This is a genomic window from Schlesneria sphaerica (assembly GCF_044336245.1).
Lineage (GTDB): Bacteria > Planctomycetota > Planctomycetia > Planctomycetales > Planctomycetaceae > Schlesneria > Schlesneria sphaerica.
In genome coordinates this window covers 6,371,830-6,390,076 of the sequence record NZ_CP172346.1, presented here as the reverse complement: position 1 = coordinate 6,390,076, position 18,247 = coordinate 6,371,830, and the positions used below count along the sequence as shown (strand labels likewise).

General features: G+C 55.3%; 14 protein-coding genes. 9 read left to right on the top strand and 5 right to left on the bottom strand.

What is annotated here, in order from left to right; genetic code table 11:
* Window positions 1–82: 82 nt before the first annotated feature.
* The 3 genes from ACGY09_RS22960 to earP form a co-directional block, all read right to left on the bottom strand.
* Complete coding sequence (locus ACGY09_RS22960) at window positions 83–949, bottom strand: alpha/beta hydrolase (protein WP_397569596.1); 867 nt, start codon at window positions 947–949, stop codon at window positions 83–85.
* A gap of 181 nt (window positions 950–1,130) precedes the next feature.
* Window positions 1,131–1,697, bottom strand: coding sequence for an elongation factor P (locus ACGY09_RS22955; protein ID WP_373653802.1), 567 nt, complete (start codon window positions 1,695–1,697; stop codon window positions 1,131–1,133).
* A 95-nt stretch (window positions 1,698–1,792) separates the two neighbouring features.
* Window positions 1,793–2,917 (bottom strand): elongation factor P maturation arginine rhamnosyltransferase EarP, encoded by a 1,125-nt coding sequence (gene earP / locus ACGY09_RS22950; RefSeq protein WP_397569595.1) that lies wholly within the window; start codon window positions 2,915–2,917, stop codon window positions 1,793–1,795.
* A 212-nt stretch (window positions 2,918–3,129) separates the two neighbouring features.
* On the opposite strand from earP, the gene ACGY09_RS22945 reads away from it, so the two are divergent.
* The 5 genes from ACGY09_RS22945 (at window position 3,130) to ACGY09_RS22925 (ending at window position 10,371) form a co-directional block, all read left to right on the top strand.
* Window positions 3,130–3,705, top strand: a complete 576-nt coding sequence (locus tag ACGY09_RS22945; protein ID WP_397569594.1) for an RNA polymerase sigma factor — start codon at window positions 3,130–3,132, stop codon at window positions 3,703–3,705.
* A 179-nt stretch (window positions 3,706–3,884) separates the two neighbouring features.
* Window positions 3,885–4,688: a choice-of-anchor K domain-containing protein gene (locus ACGY09_RS22940; RefSeq protein WP_397569593.1), complete on the top strand. Its 804-nt coding sequence runs from the start codon at window positions 3,885–3,887 to the stop codon at window positions 4,686–4,688.
* Window positions 4,689–4,742: 54 nt separating this feature from the next.
* On the top strand, window positions 4,743–6,692 hold the full coding sequence (locus ACGY09_RS22935; RefSeq protein ID WP_397569592.1) for a protein kinase: 1,950 nt from the start codon (window positions 4,743–4,745) through the stop codon (window positions 6,690–6,692).
* Between the two features lie 502 nt (window positions 6,693–7,194).
* Window positions 7,195–8,679, top strand: a complete 1,485-nt coding sequence (locus tag ACGY09_RS22930) for a Gfo/Idh/MocA family protein (protein ID WP_397569591.1) — start codon at window positions 7,195–7,197, stop codon at window positions 8,677–8,679.
* Between the two features lie 324 nt (window positions 8,680–9,003).
* Entirely contained in the window at window positions 9,004–10,371 is a 1,368-nt protein-coding gene (locus ACGY09_RS22925; RefSeq protein ID WP_397569590.1) for a hypothetical protein, read from the top strand.
* A 24-nt stretch (window positions 10,372–10,395) separates the two neighbouring features.
* Here the strand turns inward: ACGY09_RS22925 and ACGY09_RS22920 are convergent, their stop codons facing one another.
* Window positions 10,396–10,560, bottom strand: a complete 165-nt coding sequence (locus tag ACGY09_RS22920) for a hypothetical protein (RefSeq protein ID WP_373652646.1) — start codon at window positions 10,558–10,560, stop codon at window positions 10,396–10,398.
* A gap of 145 nt (window positions 10,561–10,705) precedes the next feature.
* Between ACGY09_RS22920 and ACGY09_RS22915 the strand changes: the two genes are divergently transcribed.
* The 4 genes from ACGY09_RS22915 (at window position 10,706) to ACGY09_RS22900 (ending at window position 15,120) form a co-directional block, all read left to right on the top strand.
* A complete protein-coding gene (locus tag ACGY09_RS22915; RefSeq protein ID WP_397569589.1) occupies window positions 10,706–12,640 on the top strand; it encodes an SHD1 domain-containing protein in 1,935 nt (644 codons plus the stop codon).
* 92 nt (window positions 12,641–12,732) lie between these two features.
* Window positions 12,733–13,401 carry an RraA family protein gene (locus tag ACGY09_RS22910; protein ID WP_397569588.1) on the top strand — a complete coding sequence of 223 codons (669 nt, stop codon included), beginning with the start codon at window positions 12,733–12,735 and terminating at the stop codon, window positions 13,399–13,401.
* Between the two features lie 659 nt (window positions 13,402–14,060).
* Window positions 14,061–14,969, top strand: a complete 909-nt coding sequence (locus tag ACGY09_RS22905; RefSeq protein ID WP_397569587.1) for a right-handed parallel beta-helix repeat-containing protein — start codon at window positions 14,061–14,063, stop codon at window positions 14,967–14,969.
* Window positions 14,970–14,991: 22 nt separating this feature from the next.
* Entirely contained in the window at window positions 14,992–15,120 is a 129-nt protein-coding gene (locus tag ACGY09_RS22900) for a hypothetical protein (RefSeq protein ID WP_397569586.1), read from the top strand.
* Window positions 15,121–15,212: 92 nt separating this feature from the next.
* On the opposite strand, the gene glnD is transcribed toward ACGY09_RS22900, so the two are convergent.
* Entirely contained in the window at window positions 15,213–17,864 is a 2,652-nt protein-coding gene (gene glnD, locus ACGY09_RS22895) for a [protein-PII] uridylyltransferase (RefSeq protein WP_397569585.1), read from the bottom strand.
* Between the last annotated feature and the right edge of the window lie 383 nt (window positions 17,865–18,247).

The window sequence follows — 18,247 nt, the reverse complement described above, 5'->3', positions numbered from 1 at the left end:
CCTTCGATTTCGTCATCCGCAGAACGTGCGACGATGGAAACGGGGGCCCGTGCACCTGCGCAGTAGTACGGGAGCCTTGAACCTACTTTGAGCGTAACTGTCGGATCAACCAATCCAGCGCGTACTGCTGAGACTCGGGAGTGACGGCATGTCCCACGTTGGGCTGCGACCGAAACTCGAAGTTCTGCGAAGCATCCTGCTGCCCGTACGCTTCGCGTGCTGCATCAACGCAGAGCTTCACACCGGGGCCGGGGGTCCGATCGTCACGGTCACCATTGATCACCAGTAACGGCCGAGGGGCGATGAGGGGCAGCATCTGCGGTCCGTCGAAGTCGCTTTCAATCCCCGGTACGACCCGCTGATAGAAACGACGGACAAATGCAGCATCAACGGTACTCTGTTGAAGTTCCCGGGCTGCGCCATCCACGGCAGACTGAATCGTCCCGACACGAGATTGCCAGGCGTTGTTTTTGAGAGCCCAGTCAAAACTTTGGACTCCGATACAGGGAACGCTGGCGACGATCCGGTGGTCAACCGCTGCCGCCAGGTAGAGCTCTGTTCCCCCCTTGGAGAATCCGATTCCGCCGATTCGCTCGGGATCGACGTCAGAGCGAGTTTCCAGGTAGTCGAGCAGTCGCTGCAAGTCCCAGACGGTGTCGTAGTAGAAGGGAAACCTCTCCCCCGACTTCCAGGTTTCCAGAATTGCGGCGCGGTAATCTTCGCTCCCTTTGCCGTGCTTTGCCCGTTCCCCGGCGTATCGGGCGTCGAAAGCGACTCCCATCACGCCACGGCGTGCCAGCACCTGCAGCAAGCCCTTCATGGCTTCCTTGTTTCCGCCGGTACCGTGAAGCACGATGACAACGGGCAGGGGTCCCGGCGCCGATGTCGCTGATTTCACCAGCAGACAAGGGACGCGTTCATCCGCTTCCGTGTCGAACTCGAATTTCACTTCGAGAACTCCGTCATCGATCACCGCTGATCGTTCGATGGGGTTCAGAGGAACCCGTGCTCGATCGATCAACGCTGAAAAACGATGACGTAGAGAATCCCCGTCGGGAATCGCTCGAGGTGCGCGCTCGACCGCTCCCAAATTCGTCGCCAAGAAGACAAAGAGCAACTGGCAGAGAAGATCACGTGCAGCGGCGCTTGAATTCGCCCGTCTCGGTATCAATTTCAATTTTGTCTCCGATTTCGACAAATGCAGAGACCTGAAGCTCATGCTTCGTTTCCTTGAGGATCGCCGCCTTGGTGATCTTGCCCGAAGTGTCACCACGAGTCACTGGCTCGGTGTATTCCACTTCGCGAATGATCGTCTTGGGGAGAACGACCGAGATCGAACGACCTTCGAAGAACGTCACTTCACAGACATCTTCCATCTCGGAAACAAGGTACTTCTCGAGATCAGAAATACTCTCGGCGTCGATTTCGTATTCGTTGAAATCCGAGTCGACGAACACATGGTTCGGGGGAGAGAAGTACGAGTACTTGCACTCTTTCTTATCCAGCATGACCCCTTCGAGCTTTTCATCTGACTTGAAAATCAGTTCCGAGACCCGGTTGGTCAGCAGGTTCTTGGCTTTGACTTTAACGACCGCCTGGTTACGCCCCGACTTGTTGATTTGAGCCTTGATGACGACCACAGGCTCGTTCTCAAGCATAATGACGTTGCCGGACTGAAGGTTGTTGGCGAGCTTCACACTCATAAAAGATTTCCCATCTTGCCTATCAAAATTGTTAGTGCGCATCTGCCAAACCTGGACACGACGCGTCGGCAACGTGCTGGACTAGTAACTCACTTTTCCTGGACGAAGCGGACCAGATTGTCGACCAGATCAGGCATTCGGTCAAGTTGGCTGGACCATTGTTCTGTCTGACTTTGAATTACGCCCAAATTTGCCAGGAAATCGCCCCACTCATTTCCCGGGGAAACGGCTCCATTCCACACGTACCACAGGTTTCTGACTGCCTGACGAGCCACATCGGGCATGAGTGACAGATATCTGGACAGAAACGCTTCTAATTTTACCAGATGAGTGTTCTCGGACTGAGGATAGATCTGCCAGACGAACGGGCGTTTCGCCCACTGAGCACGGATGAATGAGTCCTCGCCCCGCACAAAATTCAGGTCGCAAACTCGCAACAACCGGTCGTAATCCGTGTGAAGGAGAAACGGAATCGGGTGTACGGTCAGCGTGCCTCGCGTCAGCGGCATCCCGTCGACAAGCTCCGTCTGGAACCAGTCCGCCAACAGCTTCCGGGCCGCCCCCGGTGACGCCAGCACGCGGATGGGGACCGAATTGTGTGCCCAGGCGGACAAAAGATCTGGCAGGATTGGGTTTTCGTAGCAGAAGAGCGACAGTCGCACCTCGTGCGGCTGGCGGTCAGGTACCACCAGTTGATTCAGAAACAGGGCGTCATCAGCGGCCGACACCCCCGCATGTGACGCGAGCAACCCCCGTTCTCGCAGCAGCCCCCCCGTTTTCTCCGTAAATCCGGGGTAGAAAAAGTACTTCTTCATCGGGAGCCTGGGATGGGGTGAGACCAGTCCGTGACACTCTTCAACCCACGATTCGGCACTCAGATACTCCAGGTTAATCCAGACAGGAGTTTTCTCACGCTGCACCATGGCGTTCAGGTAATTGTCGGAAAGTTCGCAACCGAATGCCTCGATCACGACATCCGCCGCCGAGTCGACGATGCAGTCTGGAGTCCAGTTGAGCACCTCGACTGATCCCAGCTTTTGTCGCGCCAGCAGCGGCGAAAGCTCGGAGGACATGACGGCAAACGTCTCGAGATCATCAACCCATAACCTCACCTGGAAGCGATGTTCCTGACTTAACTGCCGTGCAAGACGCCAGCAGACCCCGACATCTCCAAAATTGTCAACGACGGAACAGAAGATATCCCAGGACGACATGGGAGGGGTCACTTTCAGACTTCGATATGCAAGGGCAGGATCGTCAAGACAATATCTGGCCCCCACCCCTGTCGTCCACTCGATTTGCGGGCGACTGCCGCGAAGGGTAGCATCGAGCGCAATTCCGCCGCGGGGATAGACTCCTGTGGTACGACGATCGAATCAGATTACGTGATGATTTTCCTCAGGGCACCGGGGTCAGTTGAACGGGCGTGGATACCACACACATCAGTTTGCTGGAACGACTTCGTTCTCGGCCGGATGAGGAATCGTGGCGGAGTCTGGTCGAAATTTATGGACCTTTCATTGAAAGATGGCTGCGACACAAGCGGATTCCTCCCCAAGACGCGGAAGATATCTCGCAGGAAGTTCTCACCGACGTCCATCTCCGACTGCAAGAGTTTGTTCATTCTGGACGGACGGGATCCTTTCGGCGCTGGCTCGGCTTGATCGTCTATCATCGCAGCGTGGACTTCTGGCGTAGGAAACGTCCAAATTCGGTCTCCCCGACAGAGATCTCAGAATTGTCGGATCTGGAGGATCCCGAGAGCCGCTTAAGCCAGCAATGGGATTGGGATCACGATCTGTATGTCATGCAGCGATTACTGAAGCAGGTGGAACCCGAGTTCACTGCGACCACCTGGCAAGCCTTCCGCCAGATTGCCATACAAGAAATTCCCCCCACTTTGGTGGCTGCCCAATTGGGACTGACCGTCAACGCAGTGCTGCTGGCAAAATTTCGCGTGTTGAAGCGTCTCAGGGAAGCAGGTTCGGGACTTATTGACTGATGCCACGTGAGATTCTTCGTAAGATTTTGACAGAATCTCAAAATTACGCGAAATGCTGAGAGTCATGACAACGTTCTCCTGAAAGTTCACCCCGCACCGATTGCACAGGGGGTTGCTCCTCTCGTTCGATGAGAGAGGAACAAGTTTACTCGAGTGATTCTCGAAGTCAGGAGACGGACATGCAGAAGTTGAATTGGTTGCTTAGCACGACGGCGACGATGGTTGCGATGGCGTTCTTATCACTGTGCACTGTCGAGAAGGTTCACGCCGGCTTTTTTACCGGGTCTATCAGCGCTCACTTCGAAAACCCGAGATTACAGGGAAACATCCGCAACCCGGCCTCATTCTACAACAACGCATCGACAGCGGTCAGTCAGGCCTATGGAGGCGGAGCGACTGCCACAATAGTATGGGGAGCCCCCGGATACAGCGTCTTAAATTTCTTCGCGAATCAGGATATCCAGGTGAATAGTGACGAAGTTTTCACCTTAGGTTCGATTACCTACTTCAACGGGACAAGTGAACTGAATTCACTAATTTTCGGCATCGACCTGGTGCTGCAGTTTGTGGGCAATCCTAACGTTGACACTTTGACCATTCCGATCTCGATCGGAACGACCAATAATGTCGGCGATCAGATCATCGACTCCGATTTCATCAGCTTTGGATCGGCTTTACCCTTGTCATTTTTCGCATTTGAAGGGGTTGGGGCCTCGGCCGAATTAAAGGGGTCCATTGTCGGAGACCCGTACTTCGTCCTGTCGGGACTGAATGTCAAAGAAAACTTTAGTGTCTACTCTGGTCCCAGCCCTCAGGGAACGATCCCGTACGATCCAAGTCAATACACGACCTATGATTCGCCTGGCTTCGCAGGGGGGTTCGTCGGCCCGACGCCCTCTGCTGTACCAGAACCTTCGAGTCTGCTGCTGACGTGCATTGGGTTGGCTGGTATCATTCGAGTGAGACGCTGTCACCAGGGCTGAGCCCTCTCTACGACCACTGAGGAATGAAGCGGTTTCGCCCTGCAAAGGGTCATCATGGAATCGGACGATACCTGCCGAGAAGAGTCACATCCATCCGCTTCAGACCTGCAAGCTTTCGGGCTCGGATTGCTGACACTGACCGACTTCGAATCGATCGCAGAACACCTGGATCGATGTCCGCAGTGTGAACAACTGGTGACGAACATTCATTCCGACGGTTTCGTTCGTCTCCTTAAACGGGCCGCGCAGAGTGCAGATCCGGGCACGCACGTGTCTCATCGAGTCGCACTGGGATACGAGATACTCCAGGAACTTGGGCGGGGCGGAATGGGAGTTGTTTTCCTGGCCCGCCAGCCAGGTCTCGGGCGACTCGTCGCTCTCAAACAACTCCGGTCCGGCACACTCGCCAGTCCTCACGAGATCAAACGGTTCCGCAGTGAAGCGGAAGCGCTCGCCCGACTGGATCATCCCAATATCGTCCGTGTCTATGAATCGGGAGAGCAGGAGAATATTCCCTTTCTGGCATTGGAGTACGTCCCCGGAATTACGCTGGCCCAGCGACTGAAGACCGGGCCGATTGATCTTCACGAGGGCGTTGAGTTATTGCTCGCGGTCGCCCGCGCCGTCGCATATTCCCACTCTGAAGGAATCATTCACCGCGATCTAAAACCAGGGAACATTCTTCTCCAGCGGGACCCGAAACATCCCGACGGGCCTGGCATACCTCGAATCACCGACTTTGGACTCGCTCGACCCACAGATCTGTCATCCGACACAGTCTCTGGTACCTTAATCGGCACTCCTGCCTACATGGCGCCAGAACAGATCGATGGGACCATTGAGGAAGTCGGACCAACTGCAGATCTCTTCTCAGTCGGTGCGATACTGTACGAGTTCCTCACGGGTGCACCCCCATTTCGTGGTCGCAGCACCATCGAAACTCTCGACCTCGTCCGGAACATGGCCCCTGTCCCGCCCGCGAGGATCACTCCTTCGATTCCACGCCGCTTGGAAGAGATTTGTCTGCGTTGTCTGGAGAAACGTCCCTCCAGTCGTTATCGAAGTGCCAATGAACTGGCCGATGATCTTGAGCGATTTCTCCGCAATGAATCCATTACTGAAGTCGTTGCTCCCCCAATTGGCCCGATCAGACGTATGTGGCACGAACACTTTTGGGTCGCCTGGGGGCTGATGGCGATTCTCATCGTCAGTGCATTGGGCTTTTGGTATGGCCAGAACTGGCGCCATCCCCCGGATCACCGCGCGTGGACTTTGACGGTTTCAGAACTCCACAACGTGCCAGGCCTGACGCTCTGGTTGCGCGCCGATCGTGGAATCGAACTCGACTCGAAAGGCCATATTCGGCACTGGCATGATCAGTCTGGTCCGAAGGCTCATCACGCGGCTCAACTGATCGCGGAGTATCGCCCGCAACTTGTAGAAACGGGAGGGGCTTCGTTCCCAGTTGTCCGATTTGATGGCGAGAACGACTTCCTGGATCTTGCGGGGCAATGCTTGGAATCCCAGACATTCACGATCGTCGCTGCAGCGAACTACCAGATTGGCGACGTGGGTTCACACATACTCTTGTCAAACTGGGACTCGGGCAAGACACGCAACTCGGTCTTTCTGGGAGTCATGGATTCGGAAGGGGTCTTTCCGAGATTCACGGACGAAATCGGCGGCATGACCGACGAGAATATCCAACTCACTCGTCGCGCCCTGATTCCACAACCCGGCCAATTGTTTCTGATCACTGCACGCAGTTCCGCCACCAATTCCGAAGTCTACATTAATTCAACGCGTCTGCTCTCGATGGAACGGCCACTGGCAAAGCGAGATCTTTCTGGAGTATGGCGAATTGGTACGCAGGGGGGCGGCTGGGAATTCTGGAAGGGAAGCCTCGCCGAGCTCGCGTCCTATGACCGTGCACTGGATGATCGCGAGTTGCAGCAGGTATGGGACACACTTCGCCGGCGATATTTCTCCAATCGAATCCCCTGACTTGAGAGCAGGTTGCGCCCCCCAACCATCACAAGGAATTTCGTCCCGCCTGTTGAACTTTTGAAAATTACCGCTGGCAAAAAAACTGCACAGTCGCCCACTATCGCTGATTGACATGTGATTCTGTTGCTGGCGAGCGAGATCGAATCGATGTCATCGTGCCGAATGGACCCCAGCATGGCGTCGATACAAAGCAACGTAAAGGGGAGGAAAGAGTCTGGCGCTGCAGACCGGATCGTCGCCAGATTGACGACGGAAGAATCTGCTTTTGAACACGCTCACCGACAGTTTTGTTCGTGAGAAAAGGTTGCTTTTAGCTCGTATCAATCCACTGGAAGGCCCAAATCCACGGGGGAAATTCGCCCCCGTTCTGGCATCACTTGCTGTGAATCGGTGAAAAAACTAATTAAGATCAGTGATTGCTACGGCAGAGTGACTGCCGCACATGGTTTCTACCACAACAATGATTGCCGCATCTTAGCCATGCCGCCAGGAGAGACGTATGAGTCGAAAAACGTCACGTCGCGAGTTCATTCAAAACACATCGGCGATCGGAGCCGCCCTCTTTGTTGGCGGTGCGGTCGATCTGCGTGGTCAAGAACGCTCTGCGAACGAGCAACTCAATGTTGCCTGTTTCGGAGTTGGTGGTAAAGGGGCAAGCGATTCCAGCAACGCTGCAGCGTTCGGTAATGTCGTCGCCATCTGCGACGTCGATCGCAACACACTGGAAAGCAAAGGCAAATCCAAGGGGTTCGAGAACGCCGAAAAGTTCACTGACTACCGGGAATTGCTGGCCAAGTACGGCAAGAAGATCGACATCTGCAACGTCAGCACCCCTGACCACATGCACGGCCCGATCACGCTGGCCGCAATGCGACTGGGCATCAGCTGCTACACGCAGAAACCACTGACCCGCACCATCTACGAAGCCCGGTTGCTCGCCCATGTCGCGAAGGAAACCGGCGTCTGCACTCAGATGGGTAATCAGGGTACGGCACTCGATTCCTCACGTGAAGCGATCGCTCAGCTACAGTCAGGCGTACTGGGCCCCCTGAAGGAAGTGTTTGCATGGTCAAACCGTCCCGTCTGGGCTCAGGGTCCTGGTCGCCGGATGACCCTCGAAAAGTTCGCTGCTCAAGCGAAGGAAGCGGATCCCGAAACCGCACCAAAGCTGATCGAAAAGAAGAAAGAAGAAATCGCCAAGGCTCTGGAACGCGTTGACTGGAAGAACTGGCTGGGTGTCGCTCCCACACGCGAATTCTGGCCAGGTCTCTACCACACCTTCCAGCACCGTGGCTGGTGGGACTTCGGAACGGGGGCCTTGGGCGATATGGCCTGCCATCAGTTGACCGTTCCGTTCGCCGCTTGCGATCTCCGAGATCCCGTCTCCGTTGTGGCCAAGTCAACGGGACATGACTTCGACAGCTTCCCCGCAAGTTCGATCATCAAGTTTGAATTCCCTGAAACGTCGCTTCGTCCTGCCATCCCCTTCTGGTGGTACGATCGCCGCGGGAACAAGCCGCCGATGGAAGTCTTCGAGAAATACGGGATCACGAACGTCTCTGACAGCGGCGTGCTGATCATCGGTGAGAAGGGTGTCTTCTACAGTTCTGACGACTACTGTGCTGTCTACGAACTCAAGGGCGTCGACAAAGTCAAAGTCGACTACGAGAAGGCAGAAGACAAGGGTAACAACGACCTGAACAACATGTACGAACTGTTCAAGGCCAAACGACTCAGCGATCCCAAGATCTGTAAGTCGAACTTCATCGACCGAGCCGGTCCTCTGACCGAAACCATCCTGTTGGGCAACCTCGCTGTCTGGGCTGCCGCCAAGGGTGGAGCTGACGGTGAAATGGGTGACTGGGGTGAAAAGGTGGAATGGGATGCCAAGAATCTCAAGGTCACCAATCTCGCCAGCCTCAAGACCCCCGGTGTTGCCGATCTGATCAAGCCGGTTTACGCCGAAGGCCACCGACTCGACTAGTCGCTGTCCGAATACCGCAAGGGGCGCATGTCGCAAGACATGCGCCCTTTTCGTTTACGGACTTCATGCTGTCACGCTCCACGGGACCTTTGCTGAAACGTGGCGCCCGCTGCCACCAGAATCGCTCCTTCATGCCCCAGGATCATGGAGTCCGGCGACCTCCATCGTTGCCGGAGCGAGGAAAAGTAGAACCTGTTTCCATCGTCGCTTGAATCCCGCTCTGTCAATCATCCCCCTCCTCACTGCTTCAGAATTTGTATCCGGCTCGATACAGTAGGAAATCCGCTACTGACGATGCCGTTTGGAAATAAGACGAGAAGAATCATGAACGTTAGTTTTTCACAGTTGACGAAAACCGGAATCACCATCGGGCTGTTAGTGGTGTCAGGCTGCGCCAAGCCCCAGGATTCCAGCACGCAGACCGGCACACCTCCAACCGGAGCCGATCCGAAAGCAACGACTTCGGCCACGCCCTCGACGCCGGCCGCCAAGCCATCCAAACCCTCCACCGCCGCGGCTGATGACGTCAATGCAGCACGCACGCGGATCGACGAACTGGGTGCTCGGGCAAAGTATTCGCCGAAAACGGGCGACCTGTTGACGGAAATCATCATTCAGGACGGATCGAACCTGACGGCTGCTGATGTCGCACTGTTTGGGAAGCTGAGCGATCTCGAAAAACTGCAGATCTTCAATTGCAGGGCACTCAACGAAGAAATGGCCTCGACGCTCGGTTCCTTGAAGGGCCTCAAGAGTCTCGCGCTGACGAACTCGGCCATCAATGACTCGGCGGTCGAGATGATTGTGAAATCGTTTCCAGAATTGACCGAACTGGATCTCTCGTCCAATACCAACATGACCAATGGTGTTGTCAAAATCCTCAGCACTTTGGACAAACTGCAGCGGTTGACGCTGGTCCAGAACAAGGTCAACGATATTGGTGCTCAGCGGCTGGCGAAGCTTCAGGAGCTTCGGTCGCTGGACCTGCGCGGCAACATGGAAGCGGGGAACATGGCTCTGGACGTGGTCGGGGATCTCCCCAAACTGACGTCCTTCAAGCACCGCAGTACGGCCGTCGATGATACGGGCCTGGAAGCGCTCAGTCGTAATCAGTCGATCGAATCGCTGCTCTTGCAGGACTTCGTCATTACGGACCAGTCTGGACCGCATCTGGCCAAGCTGAGCAAGTTGTCGCAACTCGAAATCTTCCGCTGTCAGGGATTCGGCACAGAAGGGGTCCTGGCGCTCAAAGGAATGGGACTGACCCGCTTCACGCTTCGCGACCTGCCCAACGTCGACAATCGTGCGATGGAAGTTTTCGACGATCTTCCGAAGCTCAAGCGACTCTATCTGCATGAACTTCCCTCCGTCGGTGATGAGGGGCTCAAACACCTGGCTGCACTCTCCTCGCTGGAACTGCTTGATATCTGGACCGTACCACAGATGACCGATGCCACGGTCGAAGTAATCGCGTCGCTGCCGAACCTTAAAGAACTATCCATCCGAGCAACGGGAGTCACCGATAAAGCCATCGACAGCCTGCTGAAGATTCCCAGCCTGCAATCCTTGACGTTCAAAGAGAACGGAAGCGTCACGGCGGAAGGCATCAAGAAGCTCAGTTCGCGAAAGTGGCAGAAGCTCGACATCGGCTCTTCGGACGCGGCGGAAGGGATTGACGGTGCAGGGCAGTAATCCCGGCCAAAGGGTCACCCTCGCTCACGAGAACTGAAAGAGAAAGAAAGCCGCTGCCAGCCCCGGCAATGTTGCAATTTTGTCCCCTGATCCTGATTCGAACAGTCGAACCAGGATCAGGGGATTTTCTTTTGATGACTCACCGATGGCAATCGAGAGGTGAGCTGCAAGAGCCGTCCAAAGGTCCATACATGCAGATTCGTTGAAACATTCTCGTCTGCATCGGTAGAATTTCGGTACTCCGAAACTCCATTCCTCTGTGATTTCCACGTCCCCTGTTTGGGCGTTCGTATCGATTCGACGTATTGTCCCTCAATCCAACCGGAAGGCAGACATGCGAACTTGCTCAGTCCGAAACGCTTGCCTCGCTTCGTTTGTTTGGCTGTTCGTTCTTTTGTCCCTCTCGCCCACGCCAGTGATGTCGCAGGACGACTACCGCACATGGTCAGACTCGACCGGAAAGAACAAGATCAAGGCCAGGTTTATCAAGGTAGAGGACGACGTCGTCACCCTGGAAAAACAGGATGGAGACGAAGTTGAAATCGAGTTGAAGAAACTGAGCAGTGCGGATCAAAAGTTCGTATCCAACCTGCAGAAAGAAGAGGAAGACAGCCCCTTCAAGACCAAGCGCGACGACCCCTTCAAAAGCAAATCATCGGGAAAGAAACCGGCTTCCGGTAAAGCGAGCGCTGATGATTCAGAGGGCCCCCGGACGGTGACTGTGGACCTCTCTGGGGTCGAACAGATCAGTCTGGCCGCAACCGGTGAACCGTGGAAGCTGGATATCGTCGCCCCCGAGTCATCCCCTGCAGCGACCCGCTTGAAGTCGATTCCGCTTCCCTCGAAGACCAACTTTTTTGAGGGCTTAAAGGGGATGGCGATCAGTCGCGGAACGACATCAAAGTTTGCCGTAGTGGGGTATCTCCTGGATAAGCACGGGGAAGGGGGGACGATTCGAGTCGCGATTTGCGACCTGAAAACGGGCAAATGCGGTACCCCCGCCGTCGGCGTCGGCAAAATGGTTCCCATTGCCCTGCATGATGATGGGCAGCAAATCATCATGCGCCGCGAAGAATTTGGATTCGGCAATCAGGATCGGCTCGAGGTCTGGATCCCCAAAGGAAACAAGGTCACTAAAAAGGTTTCATGGACTCCCTACGAGGCGGATCAGGGCGCCGCCCGTGATGTCCTCTGGGCCGAATTTGTGAATGCGGAAACGCTGGCCACGTCGAGTCGCGACGGGAAAGTCGTGCTCTGGAAGTTCCCCGAAATCGAGCCTGTCTGCCAGTTCGACACTGCCAACGGTGCGGTTCCCGCCCTGAGTCCAGATCGGAAATGGATCGCCTTCTCTAACGGTTCCGACATCGGTGTATTTGACATTGAAAAACAGGAGGTGGTCGCGATTCAACAAACGCCGACGAAGCTCCAATGGCCTTACATGGCTTTCAGTCCCACATGTCAAAAGCTGGCCTGTCTTGCCTTCGACAAAGTCCTGGTCTGGAACCTCGCGACGGGCGAACTCGAGCGGACGATTCCCTGTACGGGACTTAACGTGCATGGAAGTATTGAGTTTCCCGATGATGCCTTTGTCCTGGTAGGCAATCACTACCTGCTCGATCTACAGAATCAACTGAAACTCTGGACGTACGAGGGGGCCGAGCAGGTTCGCTCGGCGGATGGAATCACCTATTTCGCAGTGACCGAAGGCGAAAAGAAAGCCGGTGCACTCGTCCCGCTGCAGATTCCACACCCCGCCGCCAAAACACTCCTGAAGAAGGCACTGACCGATCCTGACCTGTTTGTCTTACGCGAGGGGACGACAGTCAAAATTGATGCCAGCGGGATCCCCGATGCCACACAACGGGACCGCGTGGTCAAAGGCCTGACCGGGCAACTCGAAGCCATCGGCTGCAAGGCAGGGGCCAACGGGTCCATCAATCTGCTGGCCAGTGTTGAAGGACCCAAAGACACCGAAATCAATTTCATTGCCGTCGGGACTTATAAGTTCAAAGAATACGTGAGTCAGGTGAAATTCACTTACCGAGACCAGCCGGTCTGGCATTCCGCTCAGACGAACGCACCCGGGATTGTGCAGTTGCAGAAGGGTGAGAATATGGACAGCCACCTGCGCGCCCGGGAAAAGCCGAGCTACGAATTCTTCGAGAACGTCCAGTTGCCGAAGTTTCTACAGAAACCGAGTGCAGGACAGGGCCCGGGACATTCACTGACACTGGGCCAGTCAAAGGTTTCCACCACAGGGATTCGCTGAGAGTCGCATCGAGGACAGCAGATCTTTACACTGCCGTATTGAGGCTTTGGAAAACTTCTTGAATTGCTTCAATACGGCCTAAAAGGAGCCCCATGACCGAATCGACCCCCTCGACCATCACACTCGCGATGATGCGTGAGTCGCTTTACAGTGCAGTCGTCAGCGATGCACTGGACGCACTTGGCTACAAGCGTCAATCGCCTCGACTTCCGATTCGTCCCTTCACAACTAGCAGCCTGCTGGTCGGACGCTGCAAGACTTCCCTTTGGGTCGACATGGCTCATGTAGATCCCCGCCCGTACGAACTGGAACTCAAGGCCGTTGACGAATGTCAGCCCGATGACGTCCTGATTGCAGCGGCCGGTGGATCAGTCCGATCAGGGATCTGGGGCGAACTCCTCACGACCGCGGCCCTCAATCAAGGATGTGTCGGAGCGATCATCGATGGTGCGATTCGTGACGTCACCAAGATTCGTGCGTTGAACTTCCCCGTCTTCGCACGTGAAACCTGCGTGTATGACAGCTTCAATCGCCAGCGAGTCGTGGATATCGATATCCCGGTGGAAATCGATGGGGTGACGTTCTGTTCCGGAGACCTCGTCTTCGCCGACGAAGACGGCATTGTTGTCGTTCCTCAAGCCATCGAAGCGGAAGCAATTCAGCGTGCCTGGAATAAGGTCCACGCCGAAAACGAAGTTCGCGATTCGATCCGCAACGGATTGAAAGCGGGCGAAGCTTTTGCCAAATACGGTGTTCTGTAAGCGAGATCAATGGTCCTGCGGCTGGAGCCGGTAAGCCACGGACTCGTTTGTGTCATGGCTTCAGCCGTTTGTATTTGGTCAGCCTTGATCCAGTGACGAAGGGCGAACCCTTCTGATGATTTGCGCGGTGCCAGGTTGCACGGGCAGATTGTTTCAGCAGGCTGTTCGCCCTGATCGTTTTTCTGCCGGGATGCGTACACGGCTTAGTACTGTCGCGCGAAACGACCAGTCGTCCGGCCGTGGCCCGTGCAACAGAGAAGTTGCTACAATCGCAGTTGGTGCCTGTGATTCGCGTGTATCGATCTTCAAATGACATTCCACGCCCGCAGGGGTGACACGTCTTGGGCTTCTGTGCAAACCGCATCGACTGCACAACCGGAAAAGTCTGCGACTTCTGACAGGATTCTGTCGCGCGCCCGCCGTTAGTCACTTCCCCTGCGGATGCGTCGCAAGGACCATGAAATCCTCAAGGGAAATTACGTCCGTGAAGCACGGGTCAAGAGTCTGAGTTGAACGGGGCGAGTAGGGACCGCGTTGGCACGGTCGTGAGCCATCATTCCAGGGCCAACAGCCACACTGGTAAAGCGATGACCTCTCCGCACAACAGTCCGACCATGACCCGCTCGTCACGATGCGACCACAAGATTCGGGAAACATCCATGTCAGCTCGATACCTCTTTTTGATGGGATTTCTTGTTGTGACCAGTTCTGTCACAGCGTCAGAAATTTACGTCAACAATGTCGTTGGTCGCGATTCAGACGATGGAGTGACCCCGACCGGACGGGAAGGAAACGCGGGACCGGTTCAATCTCTCAAGCGGGCGCTACAGCTTGCGCGATTCGGGGACATCATCATCCTCGCCAACACGGGGACCCCTTACTACGACTCGATCTCCCTCACGGGCAGCCGAAACAGTGGCACTGCATATACTCCCTTCATGATTCAGGGAAATGGGTCCACCATCAGCGGGCTGAGAAGGCTCCCTCCCGGAAGCTGGCGACGCGAGAGTCGCTCATTGTGGAAGGTGACGCTGACGAGAAAGGGCTTCTATCGACTGCTGCGGGACGGTAAGCCACTTCCGGAGTCTATTCCACAGAGCGGCCTGGATCCTCGACCTCAGCTTCAACCCGGTCATTGGGCTGCATGGCAGGGGAGCGTGTACTTTCGCCAGGATCGCCCCGAGCTACCTGAAGATGAACTGTTTACCTACGCAGCGGATCAGACAGGAATCTCTCTGCATCAGGTGAGCAATGTCGTGATCTCTGATGTGAAGATCGAGCACTTCCGCTTCGATGGAATTCACGCGCAAGGGCTCTGCGACGGAATCAAACTGGACAACGTTGTCGCCGTCGAAAACGGCCGTGCAGGTGTCGTCTCGAGCGGTGCTTCACGGATTGAAATTTTTGGCGGGCAGATCCGAAGAAACGGTCGCCATCAATTGCTGATTCTGGATCGGTCGAAAGCGACCCCGTACGAATCCGATATCGAAGAGTCTGTTCCGATGGCGCCCCAACCAGCCGTTGGCAGGAGGATTAACGGGGAAGTGAAAATGACCCTGCGTCCATAGAATCGTTCAACAGGTTGTCGTCATGGGGATCACTCTCATCAACCCGAAAGGTCACTTCGCCATTCTCGATATCGATCACTGTGACAGTGGTGTTACCGAGATGCAGGATATCACCGACGTTCAGATCGAATTCGTGAATCTGCACCATTAACCTCCGTGTATCAATGGGATAAATCGTGATCCGTGACTGAAGCACTATAGCGGCCCATGCAGTGCCCCGCAACGACAAACACGACCCTCCGGTTACTGTTCATCTCGTGCGGATTCTTCAAAACTTGCCAGTTGTTTCGTAAGGACTTCGGGGATTTCGGTCAGACGGTCTCCTGCGGTGATCTTCCCGTTATCAGCATCCGTCACGAAGAAAACGTCCAGCACCTGATCGAAGTGCGTGGCAATCTTTGCCAGCACCACGCTCAGCTTCAGCTCATACAACGCTTTGGTAATGGCATACAACAGGCCCGGACGATCGTGTGCAAAAACATCGATGATCGTGTACCGGTCTGACGACTCATTGTCGATCACGACGCGCATCGGCAGGTCGGACACCGGACCGCTCAGTGCCGACAGCGCAAATTTACCTCGTGACCTGAGTAGCGTTTCGACCTCTGCCTCACCGCGCAGGACCTTGCGAATCGATATAGCCAGTTCATCGACACGCCAGCCGGGAATCTCGCCGACATGGTCCGTGTCACGCACCCGGAACACATCGATGATCACGCCGTCCTGCGTCGTATAAATTGCGGCGGACAGAATCACCAGCCGCTTTGCTGACAACACTCCTGAAACTTTGTGAAAGCAGCCAGATGCCAGTCGCTCGTGCGTGATGATGCGATACTCGACAGTGGAGGTCTCGGCATCATAAACCGCTTCAACAAGGATCTGATCGGGGCCGCATGACTGGATCAGTCGGTAATCGTCTGCGATCCGGGCAGGAGGAGTTTCCAGCAGGTAATGGGCTGGAAACTGATCGAGTTCCTCGGCCAGTGAATCTTCATTATGGTCCGGGGGAGTCGTTCCATTGGAAGGCTCGATCGGTTCAGCCCCGGCAATCAGCTTCGCGACCTGTTCCTTGATTGCCATTAACCGGGTCGGTTCATCGAACAGATGACTTTTTCCGCTGAGCCACAGCATGGTCCGTTCGTACAACGTCGTGGTCAGTTCGGCTTTCCACTGCGTCCAGACCCCCGGACCCACTGCAGAGATGTCTGCCGCAGTCAGAACGAACAGCATTCGCAGTGATTCAGGACTACCGACCTCGTGACTGAACTTCAGCAGAACTGCCGGATCATTGATATCCCGTCGCAGAGCCAGGTCGGCCATCTTCAAGTGACGATGGACCAGAAACATGACCAGTTCACGCTGATGAGCTGGCAATCCGAGTCGTACGGCGACGTCCGCAGCAATCCGACGTCCGACCTCACTATGATCTTCTTCGTAACCTTTTCCAGCATCATGCAGCAGGATGGATAGGTGAAGTAATTCTTTATGATGGATTTCCCGATAGGCCCGTCCCACCGCCCCCGTGTCACCGAGAAACCCTTCTGCCGCTTCGATCGCCCGCAGAGTATGCTCGTCGACGGTGTAATGGTGATACTGATTGAATTGAAGCAGACAGCGAATATGCTGGAAGCACGGAAGAACCGCTTCAAGCACACCATTCTCGTGCAGACCGCGTAGAGCCTCTCCCAATTTTCCCGTGGTCTTCAAGAGTTCAAGAAACAGTTGTGACGCCTCGGGCGATAGAACTGCTGGCGTCTTGATCTTTTCACTCTTGATCATGGCAGCCAGCCGAGGCGCGACCGTCCGTCCATAACGGGAGGCGGTCAGATACAGATGAAGCACCCGTTCGAGATTTCCGCAAACAGCCCGGCGGGTGCGACCACTCGGAATGTCGATCTGTTCCGGCCCCACGCGATAGATCTCGTCAACGCGATAGGACATCAGGTAATCGAAGGCCTGATCCAGAATCTTCTTATGCTGTGTCTGCTCCATGAACTGACGCGCGACATCGGCGATAAAGGAACTGTGCTGAAAATACTCCTGCATGAACCGCTCGACCGGCCGCAGACCGTCAATTGCAGGAATGTTCCGGGACCGGGCAATCCTTAACTGATCATCGCGAGAGAGAGTGTCTTGCTCTTTATTCGCAGCGAAGTGCAGATTGATGCGGATGGCAATGAGGAATTCATGGGCTTGCGAAAGCCGGCGGGCATCTTCGGCATTGAGCGCACCATGACGCTGTAACGCGTCAATTTCGCCGCTGCCGTACAAGGCGAAACCGACCCATCGAATGAAATGCAGATCCCGCAGTCCGCCGACCGAACGCTTGACATCTGGTTCGAGTTGCTGAGTGGAAGCCCCGAACTCGGTTCTTTCCTTGCTGCGGGTCGCCGCGACTTCGGCCAGGAATTCACTGGAGCGAGATTTGATGATCGTGCGAGCGAATCGCATCTGCAACTGCTCAAAAATCGCCTGATTTCCCCACAGCAGTCGCGTATCGACAAGTGAAGTGGCGAACTGAATTTCCTGCCGGGCCCACGAAAGTGAATCGGCCACCGTGCGCACGCTGGCACCGATTTTGAGACCGGAATCCCACAGATCTCGCTGCACCTGTGACGCGATCTTTTCAAACTGTGACGCGCAGGAGGGTGAGTGCAGAAACAGCAGGTCGATATCCGAATACGGACAGACATCGCCTCTTGCCGTTCCGCCGGTTGCAACGAGAGCAGTCTGCCCCCGCAACGTATCGACCAGCGCAGGATCAGCTTCCGACAAGACTTCTTGAAACACCTGTGTCAGGAAGGCATCGAGGTGCTGAGACAGATAGGCCGCTGTCTGCAGGCCCGTCGCACCCTGCTCAAAATGTTTACGGGCCTGTTGTCTCAGCCCGTCCACTCGCCTTCTCAGCGTGCCGATTCTCTCTGTGCGCGGCACCGCCTGAGACGGCTCAGGCTCACCAATTCGAGAACGAACCTCAGGAATGGTGGCCTCCCTCTACTTTACTGGCCTCAACCCACATCATCCGTGCGACCAAGAAATGTGTCCGAATGGGCAAGCCGGTGACTGAAAACTATTCGTGCGGCTTCACCCTGTAGCGCGAGGGGTATACCGACCGCAGAATTCTTCAGGTGACATGCATCCGACGAAGGATTGAGTAGAGCGCTACCCTGAACTGTTGCTTGAGATCAAACAAAGAAGTCGAACCGGCAAAAACCGCAATTCGACTTCTGTAGTGGCGACCTCGTCAGACCGAGAACTTCGAAAGGCCCGGTAAATTG

Bases quoted from the DNA above. Each gene is read 5' to 3' on its own strand.
- earP (WP_397569595.1), bottom strand. From the start codon at position 2,917: ATGTCGTCCTGGGATATCTTCTGTTCCGTCGTTGACAATTTTGGAGAT.
- ACGY09_RS22940 (WP_397569593.1), top strand. From the start codon at position 3,885: ATGCAGAAGTTGAATTGGTTGCTTAGCACGACGGCGACGATGGTTGCG.
- ACGY09_RS22935 (WP_397569592.1), top strand. From the start codon at position 4,743: ATGGAATCGGACGATACCTGCCGAGAAGAGTCACATCCATCCGCTTCA.
- ACGY09_RS22930 (WP_397569591.1), top strand. From the start codon at position 7,195: ATGAGTCGAAAAACGTCACGTCGCGAGTTCATTCAAAACACATCGGCG.
- ACGY09_RS22925 (WP_397569590.1), top strand. From the start codon at position 9,004: ATGAACGTTAGTTTTTCACAGTTGACGAAAACCGGAATCACCATCGGG.
- ACGY09_RS22920 (WP_373652646.1), bottom strand. From the start codon at position 10,560: ATGGACCTTTGGACGGCTCTTGCAGCTCACCTCTCGATTGCCATCGGT.
- ACGY09_RS22915 (WP_397569589.1), top strand. From the start codon at position 10,706: ATGCGAACTTGCTCAGTCCGAAACGCTTGCCTCGCTTCGTTTGTTTGG.
- ACGY09_RS22910 (WP_397569588.1), top strand. From the start codon at position 12,733: ATGACCGAATCGACCCCCTCGACCATCACACTCGCGATGATGCGTGAG.
- ACGY09_RS22905 (WP_397569587.1), top strand. From the start codon at position 14,061: ATGTCAGCTCGATACCTCTTTTTGATGGGATTTCTTGTTGTGACCAGT.
- ACGY09_RS22900 (WP_397569586.1), top strand. From the start codon at position 14,992: ATGGGGATCACTCTCATCAACCCGAAAGGTCACTTCGCCATTCTCGAT.